23 protein-coding genes are annotated in these 23178 nt (G+C 60.0%); 10 read left to right on the plus strand and 13 right to left on the minus strand.

Features of this window, described 5'->3' with window-relative positions:
- Together AUL35_RS20120 and AUL35_RS20125 are read right to left on the minus strand one after the other, a co-directional pair.
- On the minus strand, positions 1-2198 hold a 2198-nt coding region (locus tag AUL35_RS20120), incomplete at its 3' end, for a bifunctional diguanylate cyclase/phosphodiesterase (RefSeq protein WP_062018189.1).
- Between the two features lie 253 nt (positions 2199-2451).
- Entirely contained in the window at positions 2452-2820 is a 369-nt protein-coding gene (locus tag AUL35_RS20125) for a response regulator (protein ID WP_062018191.1), read from the minus strand.
- Between the two features lie 86 nt (positions 2821-2906).
- On the opposite strand from AUL35_RS20125, the gene AUL35_RS20130 reads away from it, so the two are divergent.
- Entirely contained in the window at positions 2907-3191 is a 285-nt protein-coding gene (locus AUL35_RS20130) for a hypothetical protein (protein ID WP_156418115.1), read from the plus strand.
- 116 nt (positions 3192-3307) lie between these two features.
- Complete coding sequence (locus AUL35_RS20135) at positions 3308-3646, plus strand: helix-turn-helix transcriptional regulator (RefSeq protein ID WP_280137363.1); 339 nt, start codon at positions 3308-3310, stop codon at positions 3644-3646.
- 201 nt (positions 3647-3847) lie between these two features.
- Here the strand turns inward: AUL35_RS20135 and AUL35_RS20140 are convergent, their stop codons facing one another.
- Both AUL35_RS20140 and AUL35_RS20145 read right to left on the minus strand, forming a co-directional pair.
- Complete coding sequence (locus AUL35_RS20140) at positions 3848-4087, minus strand: hypothetical protein (RefSeq protein ID WP_062018196.1); 240 nt, start codon at positions 4085-4087, stop codon at positions 3848-3850.
- Positions 4088-4465: 378 nt separating this feature from the next.
- Positions 4466-4906, minus strand: a complete 441-nt coding sequence (locus AUL35_RS20145; RefSeq protein ID WP_062018198.1) for a MarR family winged helix-turn-helix transcriptional regulator — start codon at positions 4904-4906, stop codon at positions 4466-4468.
- Between the two features lie 455 nt (positions 4907-5361).
- Between AUL35_RS20145 and AUL35_RS20150 the strand changes: the two genes are divergently transcribed.
- Positions 5362-5556, plus strand: coding sequence for a hypothetical protein (locus AUL35_RS20150; protein WP_062018200.1), 195 nt, complete (start codon positions 5362-5364; stop codon positions 5554-5556).
- A 209-nt stretch (positions 5557-5765) separates the two neighbouring features.
- On the opposite strand, the gene AUL35_RS20155 is transcribed toward AUL35_RS20150, so the two are convergent.
- Positions 5766-6242: a MarR family winged helix-turn-helix transcriptional regulator gene (locus AUL35_RS20155; RefSeq protein WP_062018202.1), complete on the minus strand. Its 477-nt coding sequence runs from the start codon at positions 6240-6242 to the stop codon at positions 5766-5768.
- A gap of 430 nt (positions 6243-6672) precedes the next feature.
- Here AUL35_RS20155 and AUL35_RS20160 point away from each other — a divergent pair, with 430 nt between their 5' ends.
- Both AUL35_RS20160 and AUL35_RS20165 read left to right on the plus strand, forming a co-directional pair.
- Positions 6673-6822 (plus strand): hypothetical protein, encoded by a 150-nt coding sequence (locus AUL35_RS20160; protein WP_192847135.1) that lies wholly within the window; start codon positions 6673-6675, stop codon positions 6820-6822.
- Between the two features lie 728 nt (positions 6823-7550).
- Entirely contained in the window at positions 7551-9668 is a 2118-nt protein-coding gene (locus tag AUL35_RS20165; protein ID WP_062018206.1) for a bifunctional diguanylate cyclase/phosphodiesterase, read from the plus strand.
- A 37-nt stretch (positions 9669-9705) separates the two neighbouring features.
- Here AUL35_RS20165 and AUL35_RS21775 read toward each other — a convergent pair whose 3' ends face one another.
- The 3 genes from AUL35_RS21775 to AUL35_RS20175 all read right to left on the minus strand — a co-directional run bounded on the left by AUL35_RS21775 (position 9706) and on the right by AUL35_RS20175 (position 11363).
- Positions 9706-9918, minus strand: coding sequence for a DUF4287 domain-containing protein (locus tag AUL35_RS21775; RefSeq protein ID WP_082666490.1), 213 nt, complete (start codon positions 9916-9918; stop codon positions 9706-9708).
- 375 nt (positions 9919-10293) lie between these two features.
- The gene (locus tag AUL35_RS20170; protein ID WP_062018208.1) at positions 10294-10848 is read right to left on the minus strand and encodes a TadE/TadG family type IV pilus assembly protein; all 555 of its coding nucleotides are present in this window, start codon (positions 10846-10848) and stop codon (positions 10294-10296) included.
- Positions 10848-11363 (minus strand): TadE/TadG family type IV pilus assembly protein, encoded by a 516-nt coding sequence (locus tag AUL35_RS20175; RefSeq protein ID WP_062018210.1) that lies wholly within the window; start codon positions 11361-11363, stop codon positions 10848-10850. Before AUL35_RS20175 ends, AUL35_RS20170 begins: the two co-directional genes overlap by 1 nt.
- Before the next feature lie 259 nt (positions 11364-11622).
- Here AUL35_RS20175 and AUL35_RS20180 point away from each other — a divergent pair, with 259 nt between their 5' ends.
- From AUL35_RS20180 to AUL35_RS20185, 3 genes are all read left to right on the plus strand, one after another.
- Positions 11623-13449 carry a pilus assembly protein TadG-related protein gene (locus AUL35_RS20180; protein WP_192847136.1) on the plus strand — a complete coding sequence of 609 codons (1827 nt, stop codon included), beginning with the start codon at positions 11623-11625 and terminating at the stop codon, positions 13447-13449.
- A gap of 385 nt (positions 13450-13834) precedes the next feature.
- A complete protein-coding gene (locus AUL35_RS23225) occupies positions 13835-14005 on the plus strand; it encodes a WGR domain-containing protein (RefSeq protein WP_156418116.1) in 171 nt (56 codons plus the stop codon).
- Positions 14006-14206: 201 nt separating this feature from the next.
- Positions 14207-14926 (plus strand): response regulator transcription factor, encoded by a 720-nt coding sequence (locus AUL35_RS20185; protein ID WP_062018214.1) that lies wholly within the window; start codon positions 14207-14209, stop codon positions 14924-14926.
- A 24-nt stretch (positions 14927-14950) separates the two neighbouring features.
- Here AUL35_RS20185 and AUL35_RS20190 read toward each other — a convergent pair whose 3' ends face one another.
- From AUL35_RS20190 to AUL35_RS20200, 3 genes are all read right to left on the minus strand, one after another.
- Positions 14951-17608: a hybrid sensor histidine kinase/response regulator gene (locus AUL35_RS20190; RefSeq protein ID WP_062018216.1), complete on the minus strand. Its 2658-nt coding sequence runs from the start codon at positions 17606-17608 to the stop codon at positions 14951-14953.
- Between the two features lie 275 nt (positions 17609-17883).
- A complete protein-coding gene (locus AUL35_RS20195; RefSeq protein WP_062018218.1) occupies positions 17884-18126 on the minus strand; it encodes a hypothetical protein in 243 nt (80 codons plus the stop codon).
- Between the two features lie 21 nt (positions 18127-18147).
- Positions 18148-18732 carry a hypothetical protein gene (locus AUL35_RS20200; protein WP_062018220.1) on the minus strand — a complete coding sequence of 195 codons (585 nt, stop codon included), beginning with the start codon at positions 18730-18732 and terminating at the stop codon, positions 18148-18150.
- A 157-nt stretch (positions 18733-18889) separates the two neighbouring features.
- Between AUL35_RS20200 and AUL35_RS20205 the strand changes: the two genes are divergently transcribed.
- Positions 18890-19345, plus strand: a complete 456-nt coding sequence (locus tag AUL35_RS20205; RefSeq protein WP_156418117.1) for a hypothetical protein — start codon at positions 18890-18892, stop codon at positions 19343-19345.
- Between the two features lie 609 nt (positions 19346-19954).
- Here the strand turns inward: AUL35_RS20205 and AUL35_RS20210 are convergent.
- Together AUL35_RS20210 and AUL35_RS20220 are read right to left on the minus strand one after the other, a co-directional pair.
- A protein-coding gene (locus tag AUL35_RS20210) for an IS3 family transposase (protein WP_156418118.1) occupies positions 19955-21123 on the minus strand; the annotation gives its coding sequence in 2 pieces (ribosomal slippage) (positions 19955-20859 and positions 20859-21123; 1170 coding nt in all).
- A 531-nt stretch (positions 21124-21654) separates the two neighbouring features.
- Positions 21655-21990, minus strand: a complete 336-nt coding sequence (locus AUL35_RS20220) for a DUF1476 domain-containing protein (protein ID WP_062018227.1) — start codon at positions 21988-21990, stop codon at positions 21655-21657.
- 777 nt (positions 21991-22767) lie between these two features.
- On the opposite strand from AUL35_RS20220, the gene AUL35_RS22350 reads away from it, so the two are divergent.
- Entirely contained in the window at positions 22768-22944 is a 177-nt protein-coding gene (locus tag AUL35_RS22350; protein WP_156418119.1) for a hypothetical protein, read from the plus strand.
- Positions 22945-23178 lie beyond the last annotated feature (234 nt).

The raw sequence follows: 23178 nt of genomic DNA on the forward strand, positions 1-23178 counted from the left end.
AGCATGACCTGCAATTCGTCCGCACGCATGGCCTTCGCCAGAAGCCAACCTTGGATTTGATCGCAGCCGAGAGACGTGAGGCTATCGAGCTGCGAACTTGTTTCCACACCCTCGGCGACAACCGTCATGTCGAAGGCACGCGCAACGTCTACCATCGCTTTCACGAGGGCCTGCGCCTGATCGGAGTCGGCTACGTTTGTCACGAACGAACGGTCGATCTTGATCTTGTCGACTGGATAACGGTGCAGGTACTGAAGTGAGGAGTATCCGGTGCCGAAGTCGTCGAGTGCGATGGAGACGCCAAGAGCTCGAAGCTGGCGCAGCGCACTGGCGATCTCTTCCGTCTCTCCGAGCAGAACCCCTTCCGTGATCTCGATCTCGATCCGGTTCGGCGTCAAACCATTCTCTCTCAAGAGTTCAAGAACACGCTGGGGGAACAAGGGTTGGCTGAGCTGCGTCGCCGAGACATTCACGGCGATCCAAGGCAAAGTCACCTCTCGTGCCATCCGGCAGGCTTCACGCAACACGAAGTCGCCCAGTTCGACGATCAACCCTCGTTCCTCCGCAATCGGTACGAAGACACCGGGCGGTATGGCGCCTTGGGTTGGATGGACCCAGCGCAAAAGCGCTTCGGCACCAATCACGCTTCGTCCGTCCGGCGCGTATAGGGGCTGGTAGTCGAGCCTGAGGCCATTCCCGTCCGCCAGAGCTTGGCGAAGGTCCCGTTCGATCCTGCGCTTGTTCTGGACCTCATCGTCTAACCGAGGCTCAAACAGACAGGCTCGGTTCTTCCCGTGCCCCTTGGCATCGTAGAGTGCGATGTCCGCCATCCGCATGAGTTCGCTGCGGTTCAACAATCCTCTTGGGCTGGTCGCGATACCGATGCTGGCGCCAACTGCGACGTGATCGCTGCCGAGCTCAAACGATGTTCGAATGGCAGTCAGCATCATCTCGGCAAGCCGGGACGCTTCATCCTGGCTTCGCAACCGAGGCTGGATGACAGCGAACTCGTCACCGCCAAGGCGTGCAACGATGCCCTCCTGCGCAACGACTGCCGTCAGTCTCTGACCGACCTGCCGAATAAGTTCGTCGCCGACCGGATGACCCAGCGTGTCGTTGATATTTTTGAACCCGTCGAGATCGATGTAATGCAGCGCCGTCAGCCCCTGACCGTCCGCGCCGTGCGTGAGGGCGTGATCGAGTTCCTGGTTGAACAGGGTGCGGTTGGGAAGACCGGTCAGCGTGTCATGGTGAGCCAGGAACATCGTATGTGCCTGTACACGATCGCGCTCCTCATCCATGGCGCGAAGCTTGTTGATGAGGAATGCCATAAACCCGGCTAGAAGAGCACAAAGGCCGATGAGTGCTGGAGCTGTCTCCATGATCAGCAGCGTTCCGGGGCGCTCGGTTTGCCACGTTATTGTTCCTAGGTTTGCTCCTGAACCCGCAATAAGCGGATACTGGCCGAGCTCGGCGGGAGCGGTGCTCGGGCTGTAGGTTCGATAGCTGACGTCCTCGATCAGCTCGCGTGCTCCGATTGACCGCAGCAAACTCTCATCGATCCAGCGCACGGAAATATGGATGGCCTCAGCGCCGACGGGCAACTTGACCGCATCGGTGTAGGGGACGATCAGCTTGACGCTGACCACGGCTGGGTGACCTTGGATCATGGCCAGGTCAACGACGCCGAGGTCGCCTCGTCCGGCTTCGTTCGTCACCTTCTTGCGCAACGCGGTCACTGCCGGGAGAAGGGCGCCCACATCATGGTTGAACACGGCCGCCGATAGGCTCTTGCCGCCGGTCATGGCGTAGATGGGTCGGTCCGCCAGATCGAGCACAAAGACCGTGTCGTAACCGAAGGTTTTGTGCATGTAAGCGCCGATATTCTGATCGACCCAGGCAATGTCTCCCGCCGAGACATGCAAGGCTGCATCGTCCCAAGCCGTGATGCTTTGCTGCTCGGTCTGCATCCTTTCCATGCGCGTCTTGAGAAACAGGCCGACCTTCGCCTGTTCTTCCATTGTGATGTGGGCGTCGATCCTATGAGCCGCGTAGACAGCATAGCCGGCGAGAACGGCAGCGAAGAGCAGTCCGACCAGAACGATCGCGATCGTCGCCTGGAAGGAGAAGGAAGTTGTCTGCCTAGACTGAAAACGCATGACCCAACCCGTCGATGACAGCACCGACGTGTAGTCCATGATCCTTAAATTGCGGGCCCCGATCGTATAGGTATCTCCACCTACTCTACTTGAATCATTTAGCCGGCAAGGAAGCAGCGGATGGATGACGTGTTGTGACCTCTCGCTGTCGAACTCCCACCATTCTTAACCCGGCTACCCATGATCAAGCTGATCTTCATCCCACGTTGCAGGATGACTGCGATCATCGCTTGATCGGGCTGCCCGCTTTCGACCATGGCAGGAACCATAACGCCGGTTATTTGCGCAGCGGCTAGCGACCGGGGTATGAGTTCAGGATGACCTCGATGTCCGTTCGATCGAACGGCTTGTCGAGGAAGCCCAGCGGTTGCCACTCGTTGGCCGCGGCACGCGTAAACGCGTCCCCCTGCGCCGATACGAACAGGCACGGGATGCTGTGATCCTCGCGCAATCGCTGCGCCGCCTCGATCCCGTTCTGCGCGCCAGCCAGGGCTACGTCCATGATGGCGAGGTCGATCGGGCCACTAGAGCCTGCGATCTGAAGCGCTCTGCGAGCGGTCGCCGCACTGCCGACCACCGTGTGGCCGAGCCGTTCAACGATGTCTTCGAGTTCGAGGGCAATCACCGCCTCGTCTTCTACGATCAGGATGCGAAGCGGCATGGGGGAGCATGTTGGTGAAGGGTGTCTATCTCCAGCCACCCATAAGTCTGCCTGTGGAATTCCACAACGTGCAGGCGTGAGACACCTTGGTAGCTGCCAGCACATTCGGCATCATTCGCTACCGTAGCGGTCGTGCGGGCCGTGATACGTTTGTTGGTTCCGATCCGACGCTGATGACCGACTCGAAGGGCAAAGGAGCAAAGTCCCCTGCGTCGCTGGCCGCCGAGCTCGCCTACACCGTGCGCGAAGCCACCAGCGACGCCAACACCTTTCCGGTCGATCACAGGCTTCCGGATCTTTTGGCCGAGAAGCTTCGCCAGCTCGAGAAAATCCCTTCCGAACAGACGGCAGACGGTGCTTCTGAGGATTGACCTCGCATCAAATGCCGGGAACCTCATTTCAGGCGGACGTTAGCCTGCTTCAAACGCCGGGCCGTGCCATTCGCGAATGAGTTTGCCGAGCCATGCCTCAGTTTGATCCGATTGACATGCACGTGGGAGCGGTCCTGCGTGCTCAACGCCTCCGCATGCAGATGTCCCTCTCGGACCTGGCTGATGCCCTCGGTATCGCCTACCAACAGGTGCAGAAGTACGAGACGGGCCGCAACCGGGTCAGTGCCTCGACCCTCTACCGGATTGCCAAAACCCTGCGGACACCAATTGCGGACTTCTTCCCTGGGAGCGGTGCAAACGAGGTGACTTTGACCGCGCTGGATAGATGGGACTTGAGTGCGGGCGAGGTCTTCGCGCGACTGGACGACCCCGGGCTCCGAAAGGCGTTGGCGGGACTGATCGATGCCTTAGGGCGAAAGTCCGCAGTTAGGTAGTTGCTCGAACCGACCACCTACCGCGAATGCGGTCGCCTCGGTTCACATGACGTTCAGGCGGCGATGCTTAGATAGCTCTCGATCGATCCCGAGAAGCGCCTGCCTGCTTCCGTCCCTTCGCGAGCAGGTGCCTATGGCTGGACGTCCTCACCGGACGTCCAGCTATCGATTGCGATGACCGGCGGAGCCTGATGGCCGTTCCTATCGACGCCAGCTCAACCCGGCGACAATGCGGGCCGGCACGTCCATGTCGTTGGCAGGCTGCACCCTCAGCGTAGAGCCTGATGTTCCAGCGTCATCGAGCACCTGTTCCAGCACCGTTGCAATGTCCTTCAATCGCTGAGGACCAAGACGCATGCCGACGTGTTCGCTAGGTGCGCGCGCCGCAAGGCGTAGGTCCAGGACCATCATCGACAACTCGATACGGGTTTGATAATCCATAGATCCCTCCATTTCGTCAGGCATTCTAACGAATGAGGGACAGCCGGGCTCCCGGCAGGCCGGCATCATGGTTTCCGAAACGTTGCCCTATGAGCCCTGACCGCAGCGGCGATACGGGCGCTGGCGTCGCCTTGAAACGAACGAGATTGTCCATCATCTAACGAATGTGCTGCGCGTCCCTCTCAGAGGTTGATGCGCATAAGCCTCTGGTTTTCGTTCGACCACGGATGTACTGGCGAGTTGAGGATTAGAGGTGCACATCTCGAGAGAGACGCGGAGCCGTTGGGTGAGATCCCCAGCGGCTTTTTCGTTTTGGCTTCATCTCGGCGCGCGATACCCACACTTGCGGGATGTCAGAGCACTTGAAGCCGGCCGAGCTCAACGGCGTACCGCCTTCAGCATTTTGGAAACGCCGTGTTCGAACGCTCGAAGTCGCGAGAGCGTCTTATCGTCGGCGCCAACGGACGCCAATTCCTCCTCTATCCGGATCCAGATGGCTCCCACCGCAGACTGCATCTCCATCCCTCTTTGCGACAAACGGATCATCGAACGTCTGGCATCGCCCGCGTGCAGATGGCGCTCGACGAAGCCGCCTCTGACAAGGCGATCAATCATCTTCGAAGCGGTGGACGGTTGGACGGATATATGACGAGCCAGTTCGGTGACTGGCATTGCCTCTCCCAACTTCAGGGCCAGCAGCACTTCGTCCTGCCCGACGTTCAAGCCGATCTTCTCCAGCTCGATGCTCCGAATGGCCCGAAGCATTCTAACCACGGACAAAAGCGCTAAGACGAGATCGGGGCTTCTCAGTTCGCTCATGTTGCGCTCCTAGATGCCCTCGTCTCGGTGTCAGGACGACGCAATCCGCTTCCTATCCCGGGTAACGGCCTCGCGCCGACGGCATCCGTTAGCGGCACAAAGGAGGGAGCATTGATGCCTCAACGAACTGCTACACACAGGCAGGGTTGACGGGTACGTTGAGTTTGAGAAGCCGGCGCAGTTATCCGTTAGCGCCCTAACGCAGGCGACGCAGCCACTGGGTCCGGACTCGTTCGATCTGCGTCGCGGCCTAGCGAGCCAATGGGTGCGACCGCTCTGGACTCTCTTGACCGACCGTCTCGTTCAGCTCGTCAGCCGAAGGCTTTGGTCGGCTAACTACAATACGTAGTTCTGCGCATGATTGGCCGACCGCACATCATTATCTAGCGACCGTATCTCATCGCCAACTTTGCTTCGCCATATGTCTGGCTGGCCTGGGGTCGCCTGGAGAACATATGGATCTGCGAGACATCATCGAGGATTACGAGGCAGGACGTCTCAGCGCCGACGAGGCGCTGGAGTTGTCCGGTTGCGTGTCCCTTGTCGCGATGTACCAACTTCTCGATCAACAGGAAGCCGAGACGATCAACGACAATGCCGAACACTCGGCAACCGAGGGGCAAAGCTTCTCGGCTGGTGGCGTCGCTTGACCTACCCGGATCCGACACTGGACGAGCTGGACGCGATCAGGATTGCGGGGAACGAGGCGGGCGCTGATCCAAACGCCCAAGCAGGGCAATGCCCCTACATGCCACGCGATACCATGCGGCGTCGCTCTTGGATGGATGGGTTCAGCGAAGGCCGTGGGGCATTGCAGTCCGCCGTTGCTCCTGCTCTCAGCGGTTCATAAGGGGACGCCCTACCGGATCCGGCGCAGACGCCGTGCCAGCACCTCTTCGATCTGCATCGTCGCCTTGCCGACATCCCCGGCATCACCGTTGACGGCGCCTGTAAGCTCCATGTGAATGCTGTGATGCAGCGCTTGGATGCGCGCAACCAACGCTTGGCCGCTTGGCGTGAGCTGGACCCAGGTGTTGCGCGCATCGATGGCGTCGGTGGACTCGCTCAGAAGCTGCTGCTCCTTTAGCCGATCCTTCATCTTGGACATGGTGGAAGCACGCACATTGAGGCGTTCGGCGATCTGGCTGACGGGTTGTGGCGTTCCGTCCTTGAGCACTAAGAGCAGCTCGTCTTGACCGGGATGCAGCCCAAGTTCTGCTAGCCGCAGACCCATCAGTGCCCGAACGGACTTGCTGATGGACAGGAGCGAGGCAACCAGCCCCGCCTGGGCCCCACTAACGGTATCGTCGAGCTGGCTTCGATCAAGCGTTTCCATGCCGAACCTCCTCGCCTCTCCTAGGTGCAACAGATTGTGTCCGGCTAGATTTCAGTCGTAAGCGAAGATTTCAAGGGTTCGCTTTGGGTATGGTTTGAACCGGTTGTCGGCCCTTAGATGAGCCGCCGACGCCAACCGCCGAGATGCTTTGGCTGTGGGTCACCGAAAGGCCCTGCTACAAGCGTTGGTCGCGCGGGCTGACGGCTTGGCACGAGTGGCGCGAGGCGGACCAGCGCTACATGTTCGGTGTGGCGCCGCAGATGGTTCGGCCGCTTCTGGTGACTGTCGGACTGATCGCGTTCTTCTACTGGCCAGCCGATAACGATCCGCTCGCCCTTGTCCGGATCTTCGACCGGGTTGGTGCGGTGAACTGGGCGCATACCTGTACTCAATGTTCCGAGGCGGCGCGGTTGCAGCCCTGCCGGACCCGTTGTCGAGCGCGGCGATCGATGCCGGCACTGAACAGCCCGGCGGGTGGGCGATGATGATCGTGCCCATGATGATGCTGTTCGTCGGCTGCGCGATTTTTAGTCCCAAGACCCTGTTGTGGCTGTTCAAGGTGAAGAAGGAGAGGCGCTGATCGAGGCTACGCATAAGTCTGGGATCCAAGTCCGCTGGCCATCTGCGCAACTCGCTTTAGGTGACCGAGGCCTTCGCTAGGCTCAAGATTGGGAGCATGTCGACTTGCTGTGGCCCGATCCGACAATGTCGGCTTTTGGATCGTACAACCACGCGCTTCTGCGTCTTGGAAGGGTCGATAGCTGTCCGACTGTATTGGGCGTCCGCTTCTGCGACGCCAGTCGGCTCGAACGGGTGGAAAGGCGACTGTCGGCTTTTGGGCAATTAGTTGCGAAATCGGACCATCGCTAAGGCGCGTGCAATAGCTCGCGGAGGACGCCAACTATGCGTCCACGTCAAGCAGCGTAGTCAGTATGGTGAGTTCGCTTGGCTTGGGTATGCGACCCTACCGGAAGCCGAACTACGTCCGGTGGGACGTGCTGAACCTGTCAAGTTGCCTTTCCGCAGCGCCATGATTGCAGCACGGTGGGCCCCGTTGTTCAAGGCGCCCCTTCACCCTGGGGCTGTGAATGGCTCGCGTAGACTTAACAAGTCACCTTGGTGTTCGAGCAAGCCGTCGGCGATTGTCACCGCGAGCGCATGGAACGATGGCTCTCATTGCGGCGGATCCTATAAACTTCGAAAGCTGAACAACTCACGTGCTCATCGTACCCGCTGCTTGTGTTGAGGAATGCGCTAACGACTTCGTGATAGTAACGCTTGTGCACCAACGCAGGTTCGACCAAGCGAATGAGCGACGCTTCCGCAAATACCGCAGCCCCGACCCGCCGGTCGACCGCAATCCCGCGCAGCTTGGCGGAGGATCTCGACCGGGTTGCCTTCTTCACCATGGAGGCTCTCGAGGCAAAGGCGGTTCGCGTGCGGATCGATCACGTCGACGGGGGCACGTCCGTCCACACCGCGGGTGTCCTGCCAAGCGGGTCGGCGGCCAACCTGGTTGATCCGTCCAAGGACCCATCGAATGAGGACGAGGCAGGTGTCGTCCGAACTGACGTTTGCGACCCCGGCGGTGCACGCATCGGCTCGATCTTCGTTCATCGGTTCGGTTCGTCCGTGTTGGAGCGTCCGGAACACCGTATGCTGGTGGGGCTAGCAAGGCATGTTGGCGAACGGGTTGAGGCGGCACGCCAAGTTGATGCCGAGGCCTCGCAGCGGTTCGAGAGCATCGCCACGTCCTCGCCTGATGCCATCGTCACCGCCAACGCTCGCAACGAGATTGTGGCATGGAACGCAGGTGCTGAGCGCCTATTCGGGTACGTCCCGGACGACGTCCTCGGGCAGAGCCTCAGCCTGATCGTGCCGCCACGAATGAGGGGGCAGCATGAGGCTGGACTGGCCCGGCTGGCTTCTGGAGGCGAGGCGAGGCTGCTCGGGCAGTCCGTGAAGGTTATGGCCTGCCGGAAGGACGGGAGCGAATTCCCGATCGAACTCTCGCTCTCCAGATGGATGGAGCGCGGCGAGCAGCGGTTCGGCGCCATCATTCGCGACATGAGCGAACGCGTCCAAACCGAGGCGGAACTGCGCGAGGCTGCCGCGACCGATCCGCTGACGGGGCTAGCCAATCGCGGTGCGCTCAACAAGCGACTGGCAGACCTTCTGGCAGCCGAGCGTCGCGTTGCCCTTCTGATGATCGATCTCGACGGGTTCAAGGAGGTCAACGACACCCTTGGGCATCCGGTTGGTGATGCTGTCCTAGTCGAGGTCGCCCGTCGCATCCAAAAGGGTGCCGGCCAGTTTGGGCTCTGCGCCCGAATGGGCGGTGACGAGTTCGTGATCCTCATGGAGGACACGGCCAACCCAATGGACGCCCACTGGTTGGGCGAGACACTGATCGACGCGATCGAGGTCGCGATCGGGGCCTCCGGCGCGCTGGTCACCATCAGCGCCAGCGTTGGGGTCGCTTGCACCGGGGAAGAGACGACAGACGCCGGGACGCTCGTCGCCAACGCCGACCTTGCGCTTTACCGTGCAAAGGCGGAAGGGCGCGGTCGCACCCGCCTGTTCACTCCCGAACTACGGCATAAGGTTGCCGAACGCGGATTGGCGCGCCAGGAACTCGGTCGCGCCTGGGAGACAGGTGCATACGAACTCTACTACCAGCCACAGGTTTGGCTTGCCGACGGCTCGGTCCGCGGTGCCGAGGCACTCCTGCGCTGGAACCATCCCGAGCGCGGACTGCTCGCCCCGGGCGCGTTCCTCCCGCTGCTGGAGAGCGACGCGACTGCGGTCGCGGTCGGGAACTGGATCCTTGAGACCGCATGCCGGCAGGCAGCGCATTGGCGTTCCACCATCCGGTCCAACTTCCGGATCGCGGTGAACCTGTTCCCGATCCAGTTCAAGTCGGGTGACCTTGTCCAGAACGTCGAGCATGCCCTACGGGCCACCGGCCTTGCTCCGGATGGGCTCGAAATCGAGATCACCGAAACGACGATCCTGAAGAGCGACGAGCGGATCTTGTCGCAGCTCCAGCGCCTGCGGGCCCTTGGCGTCTCGCTCGCGTTCGACGACTTCGGCACGGGCTTCGCCTCGCTCAGCATGCTGCGGAAGTTCCCGGTCACGAAGATCAAGATCGACCGGTCCTTCGTCAGCGGGCCAGACGTCGATGAGCGGGACGTGGCGATCACGCAGGCCATGATCCAGATGGCGGACGGGTTAGGCATGACGACCGTCTCGGAGGGCATCGAGACGTCTGCGCAACACGACCAGATGTGCCGTCAGGGATGCGATTGGGGGCAAGGATACCTTTATGGTCGCCCGATGCCGAGTTCGAACTTCGAAATGCTGGAGTGGGGTGCGAACGTTGCGTCGAGCGCGGGTGGGAGGGCGACCGTCCGCTTCTGCGCATAAGAAGCCGGAAGCGGAGGTTACCTGCTCGCCTGCGCAATCATACCTGTTGCGAAGCCAGTACGTAGGCGACCACGGCGTTGGCATGGCCATGTCCCATTCCATGGTCGTTCTTGAGCATGGCAACCAGTTCCATGTGCTTCGCTGGTAGACACCGGCGAACCAAATCCTGCCATTCCGTGATGGGGCGCCCATACTTTTCCTCGATCGAAGGAAAGTACGAAGCCGGTCCACGAGCCGCCCTGTCGGCCATACGATACCTCAGTCAAGAATGCTTTAGATCAGGAACTTGTCCGGAAGGCAGAGACTCCGCAAGGGTCGCCTACGAGCTCACGGTCTCACAGGAGCGGGCGGCTTGGTCGGGTCGAGAGAAGTGGACCGTTTTTGAATATCGGCGTTCTGGGCCGCCTGAGACATAACTGGGTGGTTTCCGGACGGTCCGCTTTCCGTTCAAAGTTGACCATTGCGGCCATTCCCGCAACTGTCTTACCAGCTGACGACACTCTGGTTGCATCGGTGCGCGGATGACGCAGACTGCATGACTATACGGAACGAACACGTATGGCCTGGGAGCACTCACCCTCAGGTTCAATCGCCACCATCACAAGCGCGGAGCGGCTTCGGTCCATTAGCAGTCCGAACACTTGATAGCCGTGGTCGTGTTACGCGGGGTCAAGTAGGAAATCGACTTCATCGGGATCACCGCATCAAAGCCGTATCCGCCAAGCGGCTGATAGGTATACAGCGTCTCGGCGACAACGAGTGAACGTGATCGGTGCGTTGCAAAGCTGCTCGGAAGGCTGAACGTTGCACCCTTTGTGTAGGCAACGGCGCTGCCGGAAGCCGACGACCAATCGACCTTGGTCGTGCCGTTTGCGTCGATTGTGACGGATGTCACGATCGCCGACAGCTTGGTGCTGTCGAACGGCTGTATCAGCGCTTGCGAAATGCCGAGAATGAGTTTGAGCTGGCTTTTTGTGACTGTTTCTTCCTGACCGACAAGGTCGCCGACCGTGGATGCCGTACCCTCTAGCTTCCGATTAAGGGATACAGCCAAGGCGGCATCTGATGCGCCCATGTAGAGGATCAACAGCATCGGCGCGATCATGGCGAACTCGAGGGCTGCGATGCCGGACGAGTCCCGTTTGAATAATCGCGTCTTGGGTTGAAGCCGCTTGAGCATCAGTAGTTCTCGGTTTTAAAGGCGGCAACTCCGGCCAATTGGAAGCTGGAAATGTCCTCCATACTGGATGCCATGAGGTTTGTGATGACAGGCCACCGGTAGTATACGCGTAGCGCCATGATCTTGCCAGGACCGCCGCGATCCCAACGAAACGACGAATAGTCGCCGCTGGCTGGAGGGTTCGGATCAATGTCGCCGTAGGTGGTGTAGGCGCGCAAATCGAGCTTCAACTCGCTGCAGTCGAGAAGTACGGAAACCTCATCGCAGACGAGCTTGCGAAACTTCGCCTCCGTCATATCCGTCTGATCGAGCTGGCCCGTCCTCACCTCTCGCCCAATGCGATCGACAGCTTGATCGAGCACGAGACCTGCCGTGAACAGAAGGGCTATCTCGATGATTGAGAAGACGAGGATGAAGAAGGGGATCGCAAGAAGCGCGAACTCGACGGCAGTCGCTCCGCTGTCGGACTTCCGAAAAGCGGCACCGTAACCTGCAAGGCGACATCTCAAGAGCATTGCGCGCCGACGTTCGACAAACAGAGGTAGAGCCCTCTCAAGCGACGATAGCCGGCGGGCGTTTCCGCAAAACTAACGAGCGCTGACGGCTGCAGCCGATGTGTCGGTATGAACAGCGCATGCCTCATCGGATACGTGCTAATTCGCAGAAACCGATTAGCAGTCCGTCAAACGTTATAGCGATAACGATGGCCTTGGTTGCGATACAGATGCACCGGTTGGGTCAGCAACGGCTATGCGGTTTGACGATCTGAGACCCTTGGTAGGCGCGTTTGCGCGCGACCAGCGCGGGAACTTCGCGATCTTCACGGCGCTGTTGATGGTTCCGGTCCTGTTCTCGATCGGAGCTGCGGTCGACATGGGGATCTTTTACCGAAACGAGAAGCAGGTTCAGTCCGCTCTTGACGCCGCGGCATTGGCGGCGGCTAAACAGTTTCCTCTCGACTCCGATCCTGCGCGACTGGAGGCCTACGCCCGCTCCTACTTTGATGCCAACACGGCATCGCTCTACCGGGCAACGTCGGTCATGACCTATGAAGGGACGGACTGGACGAGTGAGGGAACGCGCGAACTCAAAGTGTCGGCTTGCTCGTTGTACACGCCCATCTTCTTCCCAATCATGGAGATCGAGTTCAAGGGACTCAACGGCTCCGCTTGTGCGGAATCAGAAAGTGTCGTCGTGGTCGGAAGCACGACGGTCGAGGTCGCCATGGTCCTCGATACGTCCGGATCCATGAACGACGCACCTGATGCCGGGGGTGCGGCCAAGATCACGACTTTGCGCTCGGTCGCATCAACAGCTGTTAACTCGCTTTTCGGCTCCGGAACCAGCGTGGGCGTCGACCCGGTTCAAGTCGCGATCGTGCCGTTCTCGGGTGGTGTCAACGTCGGTAAGGAGTATCTGGACGCGTGGTGGATGGATCCAAAGGGGCAGTCCTCGATCCACCATGAAAACTTCGATTGGACAACGTACAAGACGCCCATAACGGGTCTTCCGTTGGCCACGAAGTCCCTGTTGTATCCTGGCGCATGGACTCTTACGGCCAATCCATTGCAATTCCTGACGCGGCAGTACGTGTACAAAAGCCTTGCTAGCGCCAGCACTGGCGGAAGCGACTGGGCTTACAAAGGTTGCGTGGAGTCCCGTCCGGACTCATTTGGCATTACGGATGAAGCGCCGAGCACGTCCAAGCCGGACTCGATGTTCGTTCCCTACTTTGCGCCCGACGAGTCTGATGGTCTAAATACCACTTGGACCAATAGTTATATCACCGACTCCACGACGGGTGCCGCCGTGCCGCGCATGAAGGATATGAACAAGTACTTTGCCCCTAACCGCAGCAAGAGCATCAGCACCAACTATCACTTCAGTCCAAGCTGGCTGTGCGATAGCGCCTCGCTTCTGCCGCTCAGCACAAACAAGGCAACTGTTCTCTCCAAAGTCAGCGCACTGACGGCAACTGGATCCACGAATGTAGCGCAGGGCGTCGAGTGGGGCTGGCATGTCCTCTCGAAAAATGAACCGTTCACGACGGGACGTGCTTCTGGGAACGAGAAGAACATCAAGGCAATGATCGTCATGACCGATGGCGAGCATACGTACTACAACGATACGAACAACACAGCGACAGCTAACCCGAACCTCTCGGCATTTGGAGCCTATGGGTTCACGGCGACCAACCGGATCTTCGATTACAAGTCAGGCGTCTCGACAGCAAAGACAGCGGCGAACTACACGACCGCCATGGATGGTCGCTTGGCTGCGATCTGCGAGAACGCAAAGAACGATGGCCGGATCACGCTGACAACGGCCAACGGTACGCCACTGGTCGATGAAAAGGGGCAGGTGAAGCGCGACGGCGTCATCATCTACACAATTGCGTTCGATATTCCTCCCGCAAGCCAGACCCGTGTCAACGCCCTCCTGAAAGGGTGCGCATCCTACAAGCTGGGCGATTTGAGAACTACGAATAAAAATTACGCCGACAAAGCGAAGTACTTTTACAGCGCGAGCAACGCTAGTGATCTCAGCGCAGCCTTCAACGACATCATGGCGTCTCTGTCGGATCTGCGCATCGCTCGGTGAAGCAATGATTAGAACAGATTCAGGTTCGCGCGTCACTCGGTAAGCGCACGCTTAGGGAAAGAAGCATCCGCCCGAGAGGCCATTCTCTGCAATTGTTCGGCGAGTTGACCGATCCAGCTTGTAAGGTGCAATCGATCTGATTGGGTACGCATATTGTCTGGTCTATGATAGTCCGCTTTCGGAAGTCTTGACGGTTGACCTTTTCTGTTTGGGAAGGGTCGAAATCGGTCGATCAGTCGCGCTGCACGTCGGTTAAAGTGTGGCGCGGTTACTTCCAAAAACTATCTTTGCTGGAAGCAATTGGCGTGTTCTGGGTCACGGTTAGATCCAACGAATTGACGGTCAAACCAATCACGACGAGTGTGCGGTGGACTTGCTCCCTCGGATGCCCGATGCAGCTCGATTTTTCCTCAATGCCGCCCACCTTCAGAGCATGGACCCCGCCCGCAACCGCGCCCGGTTCTACACTATGGATGTAGTGCGCGACCTGTTCGGTGCGTGGGTTCTGGTGAAGCTAAGGGGCCGGATTGGTATGTCCGGCTGCTCATCCACTTAGGTGTTCCGGTCAGCGGCAGAGGCAGTGGCCGCGCTAGGGGAAATGGCCCGAGCAAAAGGGCGGCGAGGGTACGCTAGCTTTGAGCTTTGAAGTGGGACCTCTTCAGCCATAGCCGCTCACATATCTTGCGGTTGTCCGTTTACACCTCGTTTGAATGTCGGCTTCATATTCGAAGAGTGTCGGTTCAAATGATTGCAGACCATGGACAAGAAGCACATCCTCGTAGTTGAAGACGACAACCTCCAAAGGGAGGTCATTGCGGAATACCTCACGCGCTCGGGGTTCGAGGTTTTGCAAGCGCCCAATGGTGCATCGTTTCGCGAGTTCGTGCGTCAGCGTCCTATCGACTTGGCCATTGTCGACCTCCAGCTTCCTGATGCCGACGGCTTTGACCTGATCCGCGTTCTTCGTGAAACCCGACGTTGCGGCATCATCGTCCTGACCGCCAACGACGATCCAACGGATCGGGTTGTCGGGCTGGAGGTCGGCGCCGACGATTTCGTAGTGAAGCCGCACCCACCGAGGGAGCTCCTCGCGCGTGTCCGGAGCGTTCTACGACGCCTCGCTGACACAGAAGTCGTTTCGCCGCCTCGTTTGGTCGCCGAACCGCCTGTCATGGATTTTGGCGGTTGGACTCTGGATGTCTTGGTACGCGGCCTGCGCGGCCCGACCACGGAACAGATCGATCTGACCATCAGCGAGTTCGCTCTTCTCAAGGAGCTGCTTGCCCATCCGGGTGAGGTGATGGAACGAGACCAGTTGATGCGCAACGTGTTCCATCGGCCTTGGAGCTACGAGGACCGCAGCCTCGACGTCCTGGTCGCCAGGCTACGCCGGAAGCTGGAGCCCGCAGCAGGATCCATGCGCATCGGTTCGGTCCGGGGGACAGGCTACGTCCTCAGTGGATCGACGCTCCAGTAGGCGCGCCCGCAGGCGCTTCGGCCTCTAGCTAGTCAGGCGCTCCGAGGCAGGTTCCCGTCCCCCGGACGCAGCCAGCTCGGATGCGGCGCGCAGGCAAGCGCTGGAGGTCCGGCCAATCGCGGCAAGCGCGGCGTCAAGATCGGCCCCCTCCTGGCACGCCTTCTCAAGGTCCCGACACGCCTGCGCAAGGTCCACGAGGCCAAGAACCCCCGTCAGGGACACGAGCGCGTGCGCTTCTCTCCCCAATGCGGCACGGTCGTCGACCATCCCCCCCACAACGGACAGACGCTCTGTGATCTCGCCAAGCGATTTCTGCACGCGTGCCAGGCCAAGGAGGTCGACGACCTCATCAAATGTCTCACGATCGAAGCTAGCAGAGCTAATGGGTCCCCCTTCGACGAGGGTGGCGGAAGGAGACGTCACCCACTGCTCGACCTTGGCGATGAGGGCTGAACGCTGGATCGGCTTGGAAAGGTAGTCGTTCATTCCCGCTTTCTGAAAAGCCGCGACCCTGTCGGACATCACGTTTGCCGTGAGCGCAATGATCGGTGTCGCTAAGCCGTCACCCATCTGGCGACGCAACTCGGCAGTCGTCGCCAGGCCATCGAGACCGGGCATATGGATATCCATCAGGATAAGGCCGAACCGCTCGCGCGCAGCGAGTTCGATGGCACGGTAGCCACTCTCGGCCTGTACGACGCTGTAACCTGCCTTTTCCAGCATGGCGGTCGCAACCTCTCGATTGACTGCTAGGTCCTCGACAAGAAGGATACGGCCCGAGGGCGAGCCGTGCGGTCTAACTAGCTGGGAAAATGCCTCCTGCTCCGATGGTAGAATTTGGACAGCGTGGTGCCCATCGAGAGGCTTCTTGGCCTCTTGTATGGGCAGCGCCAGCGTGAAGATCGATCCCTGGCCCAGGCGGCTCGTTGCCGTCAGGGTTCCACCCATCAACTCTGCCAGGGAGCGCGAAATGGCAAGGCCAAGTCCGGTACCGCCAAAACGTCGCTCGATCGAGCTGTCCGCCTGGTGGAAGCGATCAAAGAGGCGACCAAGCTGCTCGGGTGAAATACCTATGCCTGTATCGCGCACCTCGATCACGAGGCCGGTGTGGGCACTGTGGGATGCCACCAAAGTGACCGATCCGGCAGGGGTGAACTTCACCGCGTTGTTCAGAAGGTTGAGGACTATCTGGCGCAAGCGGGCCATATCCCCTCGTACGAACGACGGCACATCGGCGGCGATCGACAACTCGAGACGCAGTCCCTTGGAACTCGACTGCACCTCGACGAGATCGAGCGTGGTGGAAAGGAGGCAGGAAGGATTAAACACGTCCTCGTTGAGGTCGACCTTGCCAGCCTCGATCTTCGACCAATCCAGGATATCGTTGATGACCGTTGTCAGAGCCGAGCCGGCACTGTGGATCAGCCCAATCCGACGCGCCACGTCGGGCGCCAGACTAGGCTCATCGAGAAGGAGGTCGGCAAAGCCGATGATGCTGTTGAGCGGGCTCCGGATTTCGTGGCTAACAGTCGCCAGGAAGTTGCTCTTGGCCTCCGTCGCCTGCTCGGCCCGCCGTCGCGCTTCCTCGAGCTGTCGCGTTCGAAACAGGACACGCTCTTCAAGGAGCGTATTGACCGTTAAAAGCTCCTCCGCCTTCTGGTCTCTGGCTCGAAATGCGGAAGCCAGGACATCGGAGAGGGCCTTCACCTCGATGAAGCGCGAGCCCGTCTCGATGCAGGAGATATCTGCTCCGTCGCGAACCGCCGCAGCCTGATCTGCCAGCCGGGAAATGGGACGTGCGATGGCGGACGCGACTTTGCCTCCCACGAAGGCTGCGAAAGCGGCGAGCAGAATACCCATCAGCGAGATTGCCCAAGTGAGCGTTGTCACTGGCATGAAGGCTGCCGTAGAGGGTTGGCGAGCGACAACGGACCAGCCAAGCCCTTTGAACTGCGCCATTCCAGCCGTCGGCGACGTCACGGTCACAAAGCCCTGTTCATCGGGGTTGAAAGCCGCTCCTAACTCCGATGAAGGGCCTAGAAGGATCTTGCCGTCGTGAGAGACGACCAAGAGTTCGGACGCATCCAAATCTGAGATCGTTGTGAGGACAGCACGTCGAACCTCGTCGACCCAATCCCAACTCAAATGGGCTGCGAGCACTCCAATGAAGCGGCCCTCGTCGTAAACGGGCGCGGTCACGTCGACGAATCGAAGCATCTCCGACTTCTCTGGCGCTAGATAGCGTTGCAGCAGCTTGGCCTCGTGGACGTCGAGGGCCGCCGCGCCTTGTCGCCCTGCCGCGAACCAGGGTCGTGACGACACATCCTCTCCTTCGAGAAGCCCACTCGTCGACACCAGAACGCGGCCATCAGGGCCGGCAAGGCCAATCCAGGCATAGTTTGGCACCGCTCGCTGTAGACGCTCTAGGAGCGCGCGCTGAGCATCTCTATCCTCTCCGCTGAAGAGAGCTTTCATTCCTGCTGCCGTGGTGATGTCACCCAAGCGCTCGAACATGTGCAGGTCGAGCCGCTCACTCATCTGATGCGCGGCCTGCGAGAGCTGACGTTCTGCGGCCTGCCTCAGTGCGGTAGAAGCACTAATGACCGCGGCGAGCCCGAGGACGCTCACAAGGGCGACAGCAAACCCCGCAAAGATGAGGGAAAGGCGGATGCGGAGCGACATGGGAGGAACCGGTCACACGTGAGAATAGCGCGCGCACCATGCCATATTCCGCCCGATGCGAGCCTTACGCTGCGGTTGCCGTCACGCTTCCCGACCCCTTCTCCGGCAGATCCCTGATCTACTAGCTGTGGCGAGGGGCAGCCAACCGTCCTGAAAGCCTGTCGAACGTTACAAACATTTACACTCCGCACAAAAAGTAATATCGCATCAGAAATATCGGCGATTGCATCATCGGCTTTCAATATGAAATATTCCGGACGAGTGATGTATTAATTTCAGAGTTCTTCGAAAAGCAGCGCTTCATTCGCCGATTGCATATTCTCCTTCAGCGAAACGACGCTAACGGAGACGAAAATGGCTGGCTTGCTTCCGACGGGTACGACGACCTCCCCTTCGATGTTCAAGGTCGTTTCTGCCACGACCTCGGCTGCTAAAGCGTCCGGTTCGTCGTTTACGTCCACGATGGCCTCTTCCGGCAACGTCGTCACCGCGACCCAGACGGCGCAGCAGACCTTCAACTCGTCCTTTACCGAGGGCCTCTACGGCGTGCAGGCGAGCCAGTCGTCGACGCCGACGTCCAGCACTACATCGCCGACCAGTTCGACACCGACGTCGTCAACGGGCACGGCTCCCTCGACGTCCCCAACGACCTCGACGGCAGCGCCTGCGACGTCGACGTCTCCCACCTCGACGACTTCGGCTGCCCCGACGAATGCCTCTTCCCCTTCCGCTACGACGTCGCCGACCAGCTCGACCGCGACGGCGCCAACCCAGGCCCCTACGGCTTCTCCTTCGCCGTCGAGCATCACGGAGACCAGCGCTCCTTCGTCTACGAACGCGCCCTCCGCCCCAACCTCTACGTCCAACTTTTCGGCGCCTTCGTCGTCTTCGCCCACGGCCACGTCGACCCAGAACCCCACGGCATTGTCTTCCACGCCTTCGTCGAGCACGGCGGCCGCTGAGACTGCTACTTCGGCTCCTTCTTCCACGACCAGCCCGACAGCTTCGGCTTCGACGCCCACCAGCCCTAGCGCGACGGTACCTTCCGCTCCCGCATCGTCTGACACGGTGTCTTCCCAGACTTCTGCCCCGGTGACGTCTTCGCCTGCGTCGGCGTCAACCAATCCGACTCCGTCCGAGCCTTCCGCTTCTGCGCCGTCAGCCCCTGCCCCCACTCCTGCCGCCTCAACGGCGGCATCGGCCCCTGCTCAAGCCCCGGCTGCAGCCCTTGAGAACACGACGCCTACGGCCAGCACGCCGACGAACGCCGCAGCGCCAACGATGGACGACTCGACGGCCACTTCTGCAGCATCGACGCAAGCTGCCTCTGAAACTGCGGCTACGGCCTCTCCCAGCGTGCTGGCCACTGCGGGACCCGCCCCAGTAGCACAAACGGTTTCTGAGTTCGAAAAGCCGAAGATGATCAGCGCTGCTGTGCAGGCGATCATGGATCAGATCGCCAAGATGCCGCAGATGAAGAAGACGGAGAACGACACGGAGATGGACCAACTGCGCCGCATGGCGGAAACGGTTCGCCTTGAGCTTGGCCACGAGGAGATGATTCGCACCCTTGGCGAAGCGTCAAAGGCTTCGGCGAATGAACTGTCCCCGCCGTCGGCAACCTCGTCTGATGGCACGCCGACGAGCGGAGCACCCGCAGCCGAGCGCAACGCCACGACTCGTTCCAACTCTTCGGCCTATGCCTCCCAGATGCAGGCCTACCGCGAGAACGCTTAAGTCTCCTCAAGCGAGCATTGTCAGAACCGACAGCCCTCGAACCTTTTGGTTGGAGGGCTTTTCGCTGTACGGGCTCAGTAGGCTGTTTGCTTCCGAAGAGCAGCATTATCGGTGGCAATCCGCGAGGCTATTTTCTCACGCCGGGACAGGGCAAGATTTGGCCCGTGCCGTCCTTGCGCATAGCGTTGCGCCACTTCCCACACCATGCCGTTGCACCCGCGGCTTTCACTTCGGCGTCTCGCTTTCGGCATCACCGCGATGTGCTGCGAGTGCGGGAAGCGATGCACGTTCCTCGCTTCCGACTTCCGCGGATATATCGACCCGCGCGCGGTGATCGAGGATTTGACGTGGCGGTACACATGGTGTCAGACGCCCTCGACGTGGGTTCGCTGGATCGTTCTAAGCAACATCACCCGCGAGGGGCTGACGTAGTGGCGGCCGCCGGCATGACTGAAGCGTCGGTTCTAGTGCATGCGCGGTCGAATGCTGTCATAGGCGAGGCTGAGGTCGCGATCGTCCGCGCCCTTCGCCCAGGCTACCACGCGTGCGTAGTAGTCCCGGTCACACGCCTCGCAATGGTCTGCCCCCATCAGGTGGCCCGGATCAAATCTAATGCATGGTGGGCTTGTCGGCGACGTTTGATGTGGCCGGCGAAGCGGGTTGGGGTAGCGCAGCCGGCCATGGCGCAGCGGCAGGTGCTGGCGGACGGTAGCCCAGGCTCGAGTGCGGGCGTTTGGTGTTGTAGTGCTGGCGCCAGCCCTCGATCACGATCCGGGCCTCGGCAAGGCTGTAGAAGATCTCGCCGTTCAGGAGCTCGTCCCGGAGCTTGGAGTTGAAGCTCTCGCAGTATCCGTTCTCCCACGGACTGCCAGGCTCGATGAAGGCAGTCCTGGCGCCAACCGCCGTGATCCACTCGCGAACCGCCTTGGCCACGAACTCAGGACCGTTATCGGAACGGATGTGTCCCGGCACGCCGCGCAGGATGAAGAGGTCCGACAGAACGTCGATGACGTCCGATGATCGCAGCTTCCGGTCGATCCGGATGGCAAGGCATTCGCGGGTGAACTCGTCGATCAGATTGAGCATGCGGAACTTGCGCCCGTTGTGGGTTCGGCCCTCGACGAAGTCATAGGACCAGACATGATTGGGATACTCGGGCCGAAGCCGAACGCAGGACCCGTCGTTCAGCCAGAGCCGGCCGCGCTTGGGCTGCTTGGCCGGCAACTTCAGGCCCTCCTGCCGCCAGATCCGCTCGACGCGCTTCACGTTGACGAGCCACCCGGCATCTCGCAGTAGGGCTGTGATCCGGCGATACCCGTAACGCCCATACTGTGTTGCCAGCTCGATGATGTCGGCGGTTAGTGCCGCATCGTCGGCTCGGCCCCTCGGCACCTTGCGCTGCGTCGATCTATGCTGCCCCAGGACCCGACACGCCAGCCGCTCCGACACACCGAACTTGCGCACAGTGTGGTCGATGCAGCGACGGCGCCGGGCGGGGCTCACCAGTTTCCCGATGCGGCTTCTTTCAGGATCAGCTTCTCCAGCGTCAGGTCGGACACGGCCTTGCGCAACCGCTCGTTCTCCTTCTCGAGGTCCTTCAGCCGTTTGACCTGATCGGACTTCAGTCCGCCGAACTCCTTGCGCCAACGGTAATACGTGAACGCCGTCACGCTGATCGCGCGGATCGCCTCCGCCACCGGGCGGCCCTGTGACAGCAACACGTCCACCTGCCGAAGCTTGGCGACGATCTCCTCGGGCTTGTGCTTCTTCTGTCCCATCTGGGCATCCTCCAAAGGCTCGAAAGCCTACTTCAGGGAGGACCACTTTTCAGGGGGCAGACCAGTCGGCATCCTTTTCGTCGTCTGTTGGTACGTCATGACGACGCGACTGTCGGCGATGCTGGGGCGGTATGAACTGTTCGGAGACACACGATCCACCACCCGCTCTTCGGCATGACGGTCGATCGAAGGGATCCGGAGTTGCCGCTCGCACTTCGCCACCAGTATGACGCATTGCGACGGACGTGGGGGCTAGCGTTCTATCTGTCGCCTCTGGCACTGATCATCATGTGCGTCGTCCTGCTACTGGGGAAGGCCTTCGGCGCATAATGCGTGTTGTGTTCGGGATTCCGGACAACACAACCGATGTTATTTTCCCACCCCGTCCTCCTTGCTCGGAATGCTTTGCCGACATCCAGGCAGGCTTGACCTTCGATCGACTTCAAAGCCATTCTTGCCAACTTCCTATGTGTGCCGGCCGAAATCATCGCGGCCCGACTTCATGATCTCATTGCGTGTGCTCTAGACCACCTAGCCCGCCCCCTCACCGAGTTGCTCTTCGGCTTCGATCATCAACTCCAACAGGATCCGCCGGATTTCTTGATCCGGGATGAGGACGTTGCCACCTGCGAGGTCCGTTCGGATCTTCTCGAACACGTTGTCCTCGCCACCACTGGCATAAATGCTTCTGATCGTGTCGAACGCATACTGATCGGCATCGATGCCGGTTTTGCCGAGCAACCCTGCGGCCCACAGCCCTGCAAGTTTGTTGCGGCGGGCTGTAATCTTGAAGGTCAGACCGGCGGCGTGCGCAAAACGCACCTCGTTGTCGTTGTCGTTGTCGTTGCCGGAACCGTTGAATGACATGGGGTGCTCCTTTCAGGATGCTTAGCTGAAAGGGTGCGACGTCTGCGAGTGTTCCACGCGAGCGCCTCGGCTGGTTTGCCCTATCGAGCGATTGACCACTCAATTTGGGAGTTATCAACGTGATGTTCAGGAAGCCAAACTCAAGTCTTCGGCGCGAGACCTTCAGAACAAAACGTCAACGGTAGCGGCCGATATTTGGAAACGGCGCCCCTTTAATTAGACTGCTATCTCTTCGACCTGATGCGGCTGAGCCATCCCCGTTCGGCGGTGCGAGTCCGTCGTTCGTCAGACAACAAGCGTTCGTAGGGGCACCGACGCACCGGGCGCGTTCGGCGCTGCGAGTCTCTCATAGGCTCGACTTGCTTTGCGACTTTAGCGGCTTGCAAACCAGCTCCCACAGTCGTTTTGGCGGACGGTCTGATCGGACCTCCTGAGATATGAGAGCCCCCCGGTTGGGTCGCTACTGGATCGATGGAGACCAAGGCGCCCGCAATGATAAACCTAAGACGCGCCATACTGATCTCCCGTGTCATGAAGGAGACGCGGCAGCAGCGAAGCTGTTCCTTTAAAGGTCAGGGGTGCAGTCGCTTACGCTACTCCATCCACGAACCCTGTAGGCAGTGCTAGCAGCCGACACCCAGGATTCGTCGAGCAGGTAGCTTTGCGCTCGACAACGCAGACAACTCCCGGAGCGCTGAACTTATTTATTTTCAATGGCTTGCAACCAACGGCGTCGCCCTCCGTCATCATAGTACCCCCATCGAACGGAGAGCCCTCATGCCAACCTTCACGCTCGTCTTCAAAAACTCGGCTGCCGACAGCAATCCCTATCGTCGTGAGGTCGAGGCGAAGACCAAGTCCGAGGCATTGGCGCAAGCCCCCGGCATTCAGTCGGAGCTTGGAATCAAGGCCGATGTTATCGAAGCCTACCAAGAGGGCGGCATCGGAGCTTAGGAGCTGAGCGCTCCGGGCACCCCCGGCCATTTTTCCTCGAACCAATGGTGATCTCCCGTGCGCATACTTCGGCATCCCAAATCCAAGACACTCTCAGGCATTGCTATGCCTGTCGCGCAGCCGGTGGTCAGCGTCTACGACCAGTTCATGCGAGACGAGGCATCTGGTAGCGCTCGCGTTTATGAGTCACCTTCGTCGTATAGAACCGGTGCGGGCTATCAAAAAGAGGCGGCA

It is taken from the genome of Aureimonas sp. AU4 (assembly GCF_001463765.1).
GTDB lineage: Bacteria > Pseudomonadota > Alphaproteobacteria > Rhizobiales > Rhizobiaceae > Aureimonas.

Coding starts and splice junctions, on each gene's coding strand:
- AUL35_RS20185 (WP_062018214.1), top strand. CDS start 14,207: ATGGACAAGAAGCACATCCTCGTAGTTGAAGACGACAACCTCCAAAGG.
- AUL35_RS20220 (WP_062018227.1), bottom strand. CDS start 21,990: ATGTCATTCAACGGTTCCGGCAACGACAACGACAACGACAACGAGGTG.
- AUL35_RS20150 (WP_062018200.1), top strand. CDS start 5,362: ATGGATCTGCGAGACATCATCGAGGATTACGAGGCAGGACGTCTCAGC.
- AUL35_RS20145 (WP_062018198.1), bottom strand. CDS start 4,906: ATGAGCGAACTGAGAAGCCCCGATCTCGTCTTAGCGCTTTTGTCCGTG.
- AUL35_RS20170 (WP_062018208.1), bottom strand. CDS start 10,848: ATGCTCAAGCGGCTTCAACCCAAGACGCGATTATTCAAACGGGACTCG.
- AUL35_RS20140 (WP_062018196.1), bottom strand. CDS start 4,087: ATGGATTATCAAACCCGTATCGAGTTGTCGATGATGGTCCTGGACCTA.
- AUL35_RS20175 (WP_062018210.1), bottom strand. CDS start 11,363: ATGCTCTTGAGATGTCGCCTTGCAGGTTACGGTGCCGCTTTTCGGAAG.
- AUL35_RS22350 (WP_156418119.1), top strand. CDS start 22,768: ATGCCAACCTTCACGCTCGTCTTCAAAAACTCGGCTGCCGACAGCAAT.
- AUL35_RS20205 (WP_156418117.1), top strand. CDS start 18,890: ATGGACGACTCGACGGCCACTTCTGCAGCATCGACGCAAGCTGCCTCT.
- AUL35_RS20190 (WP_062018216.1), bottom strand. CDS start 17,608: ATGTCGCTCCGCATCCGCCTTTCCCTCATCTTTGCGGGGTTTGCTGTC.
- AUL35_RS21775 (WP_082666490.1), bottom strand. CDS start 9,918: ATGGCCGACAGGGCGGCTCGTGGACCGGCTTCGTACTTTCCTTCGATC.
- AUL35_RS20165 (WP_062018206.1), top strand. CDS start 7,551: ATGAGCGACGCTTCCGCAAATACCGCAGCCCCGACCCGCCGGTCGACC.
- AUL35_RS20155 (WP_062018202.1), bottom strand. CDS start 6,242: ATGGAAACGCTTGATCGAAGCCAGCTCGACGATACCGTTAGTGGGGCC.
- AUL35_RS20135 (WP_280137363.1), top strand. CDS start 3,308: ATGCACGTGGGAGCGGTCCTGCGTGCTCAACGCCTCCGCATGCAGATG.
- AUL35_RS23225 (WP_156418116.1), top strand. CDS start 13,835: ATGCCCGATGCAGCTCGATTTTTCCTCAATGCCGCCCACCTTCAGAGC.
- AUL35_RS20125 (WP_062018191.1), bottom strand. CDS start 2,820: ATGCCGCTTCGCATCCTGATCGTAGAAGACGAGGCGGTGATTGCCCTC.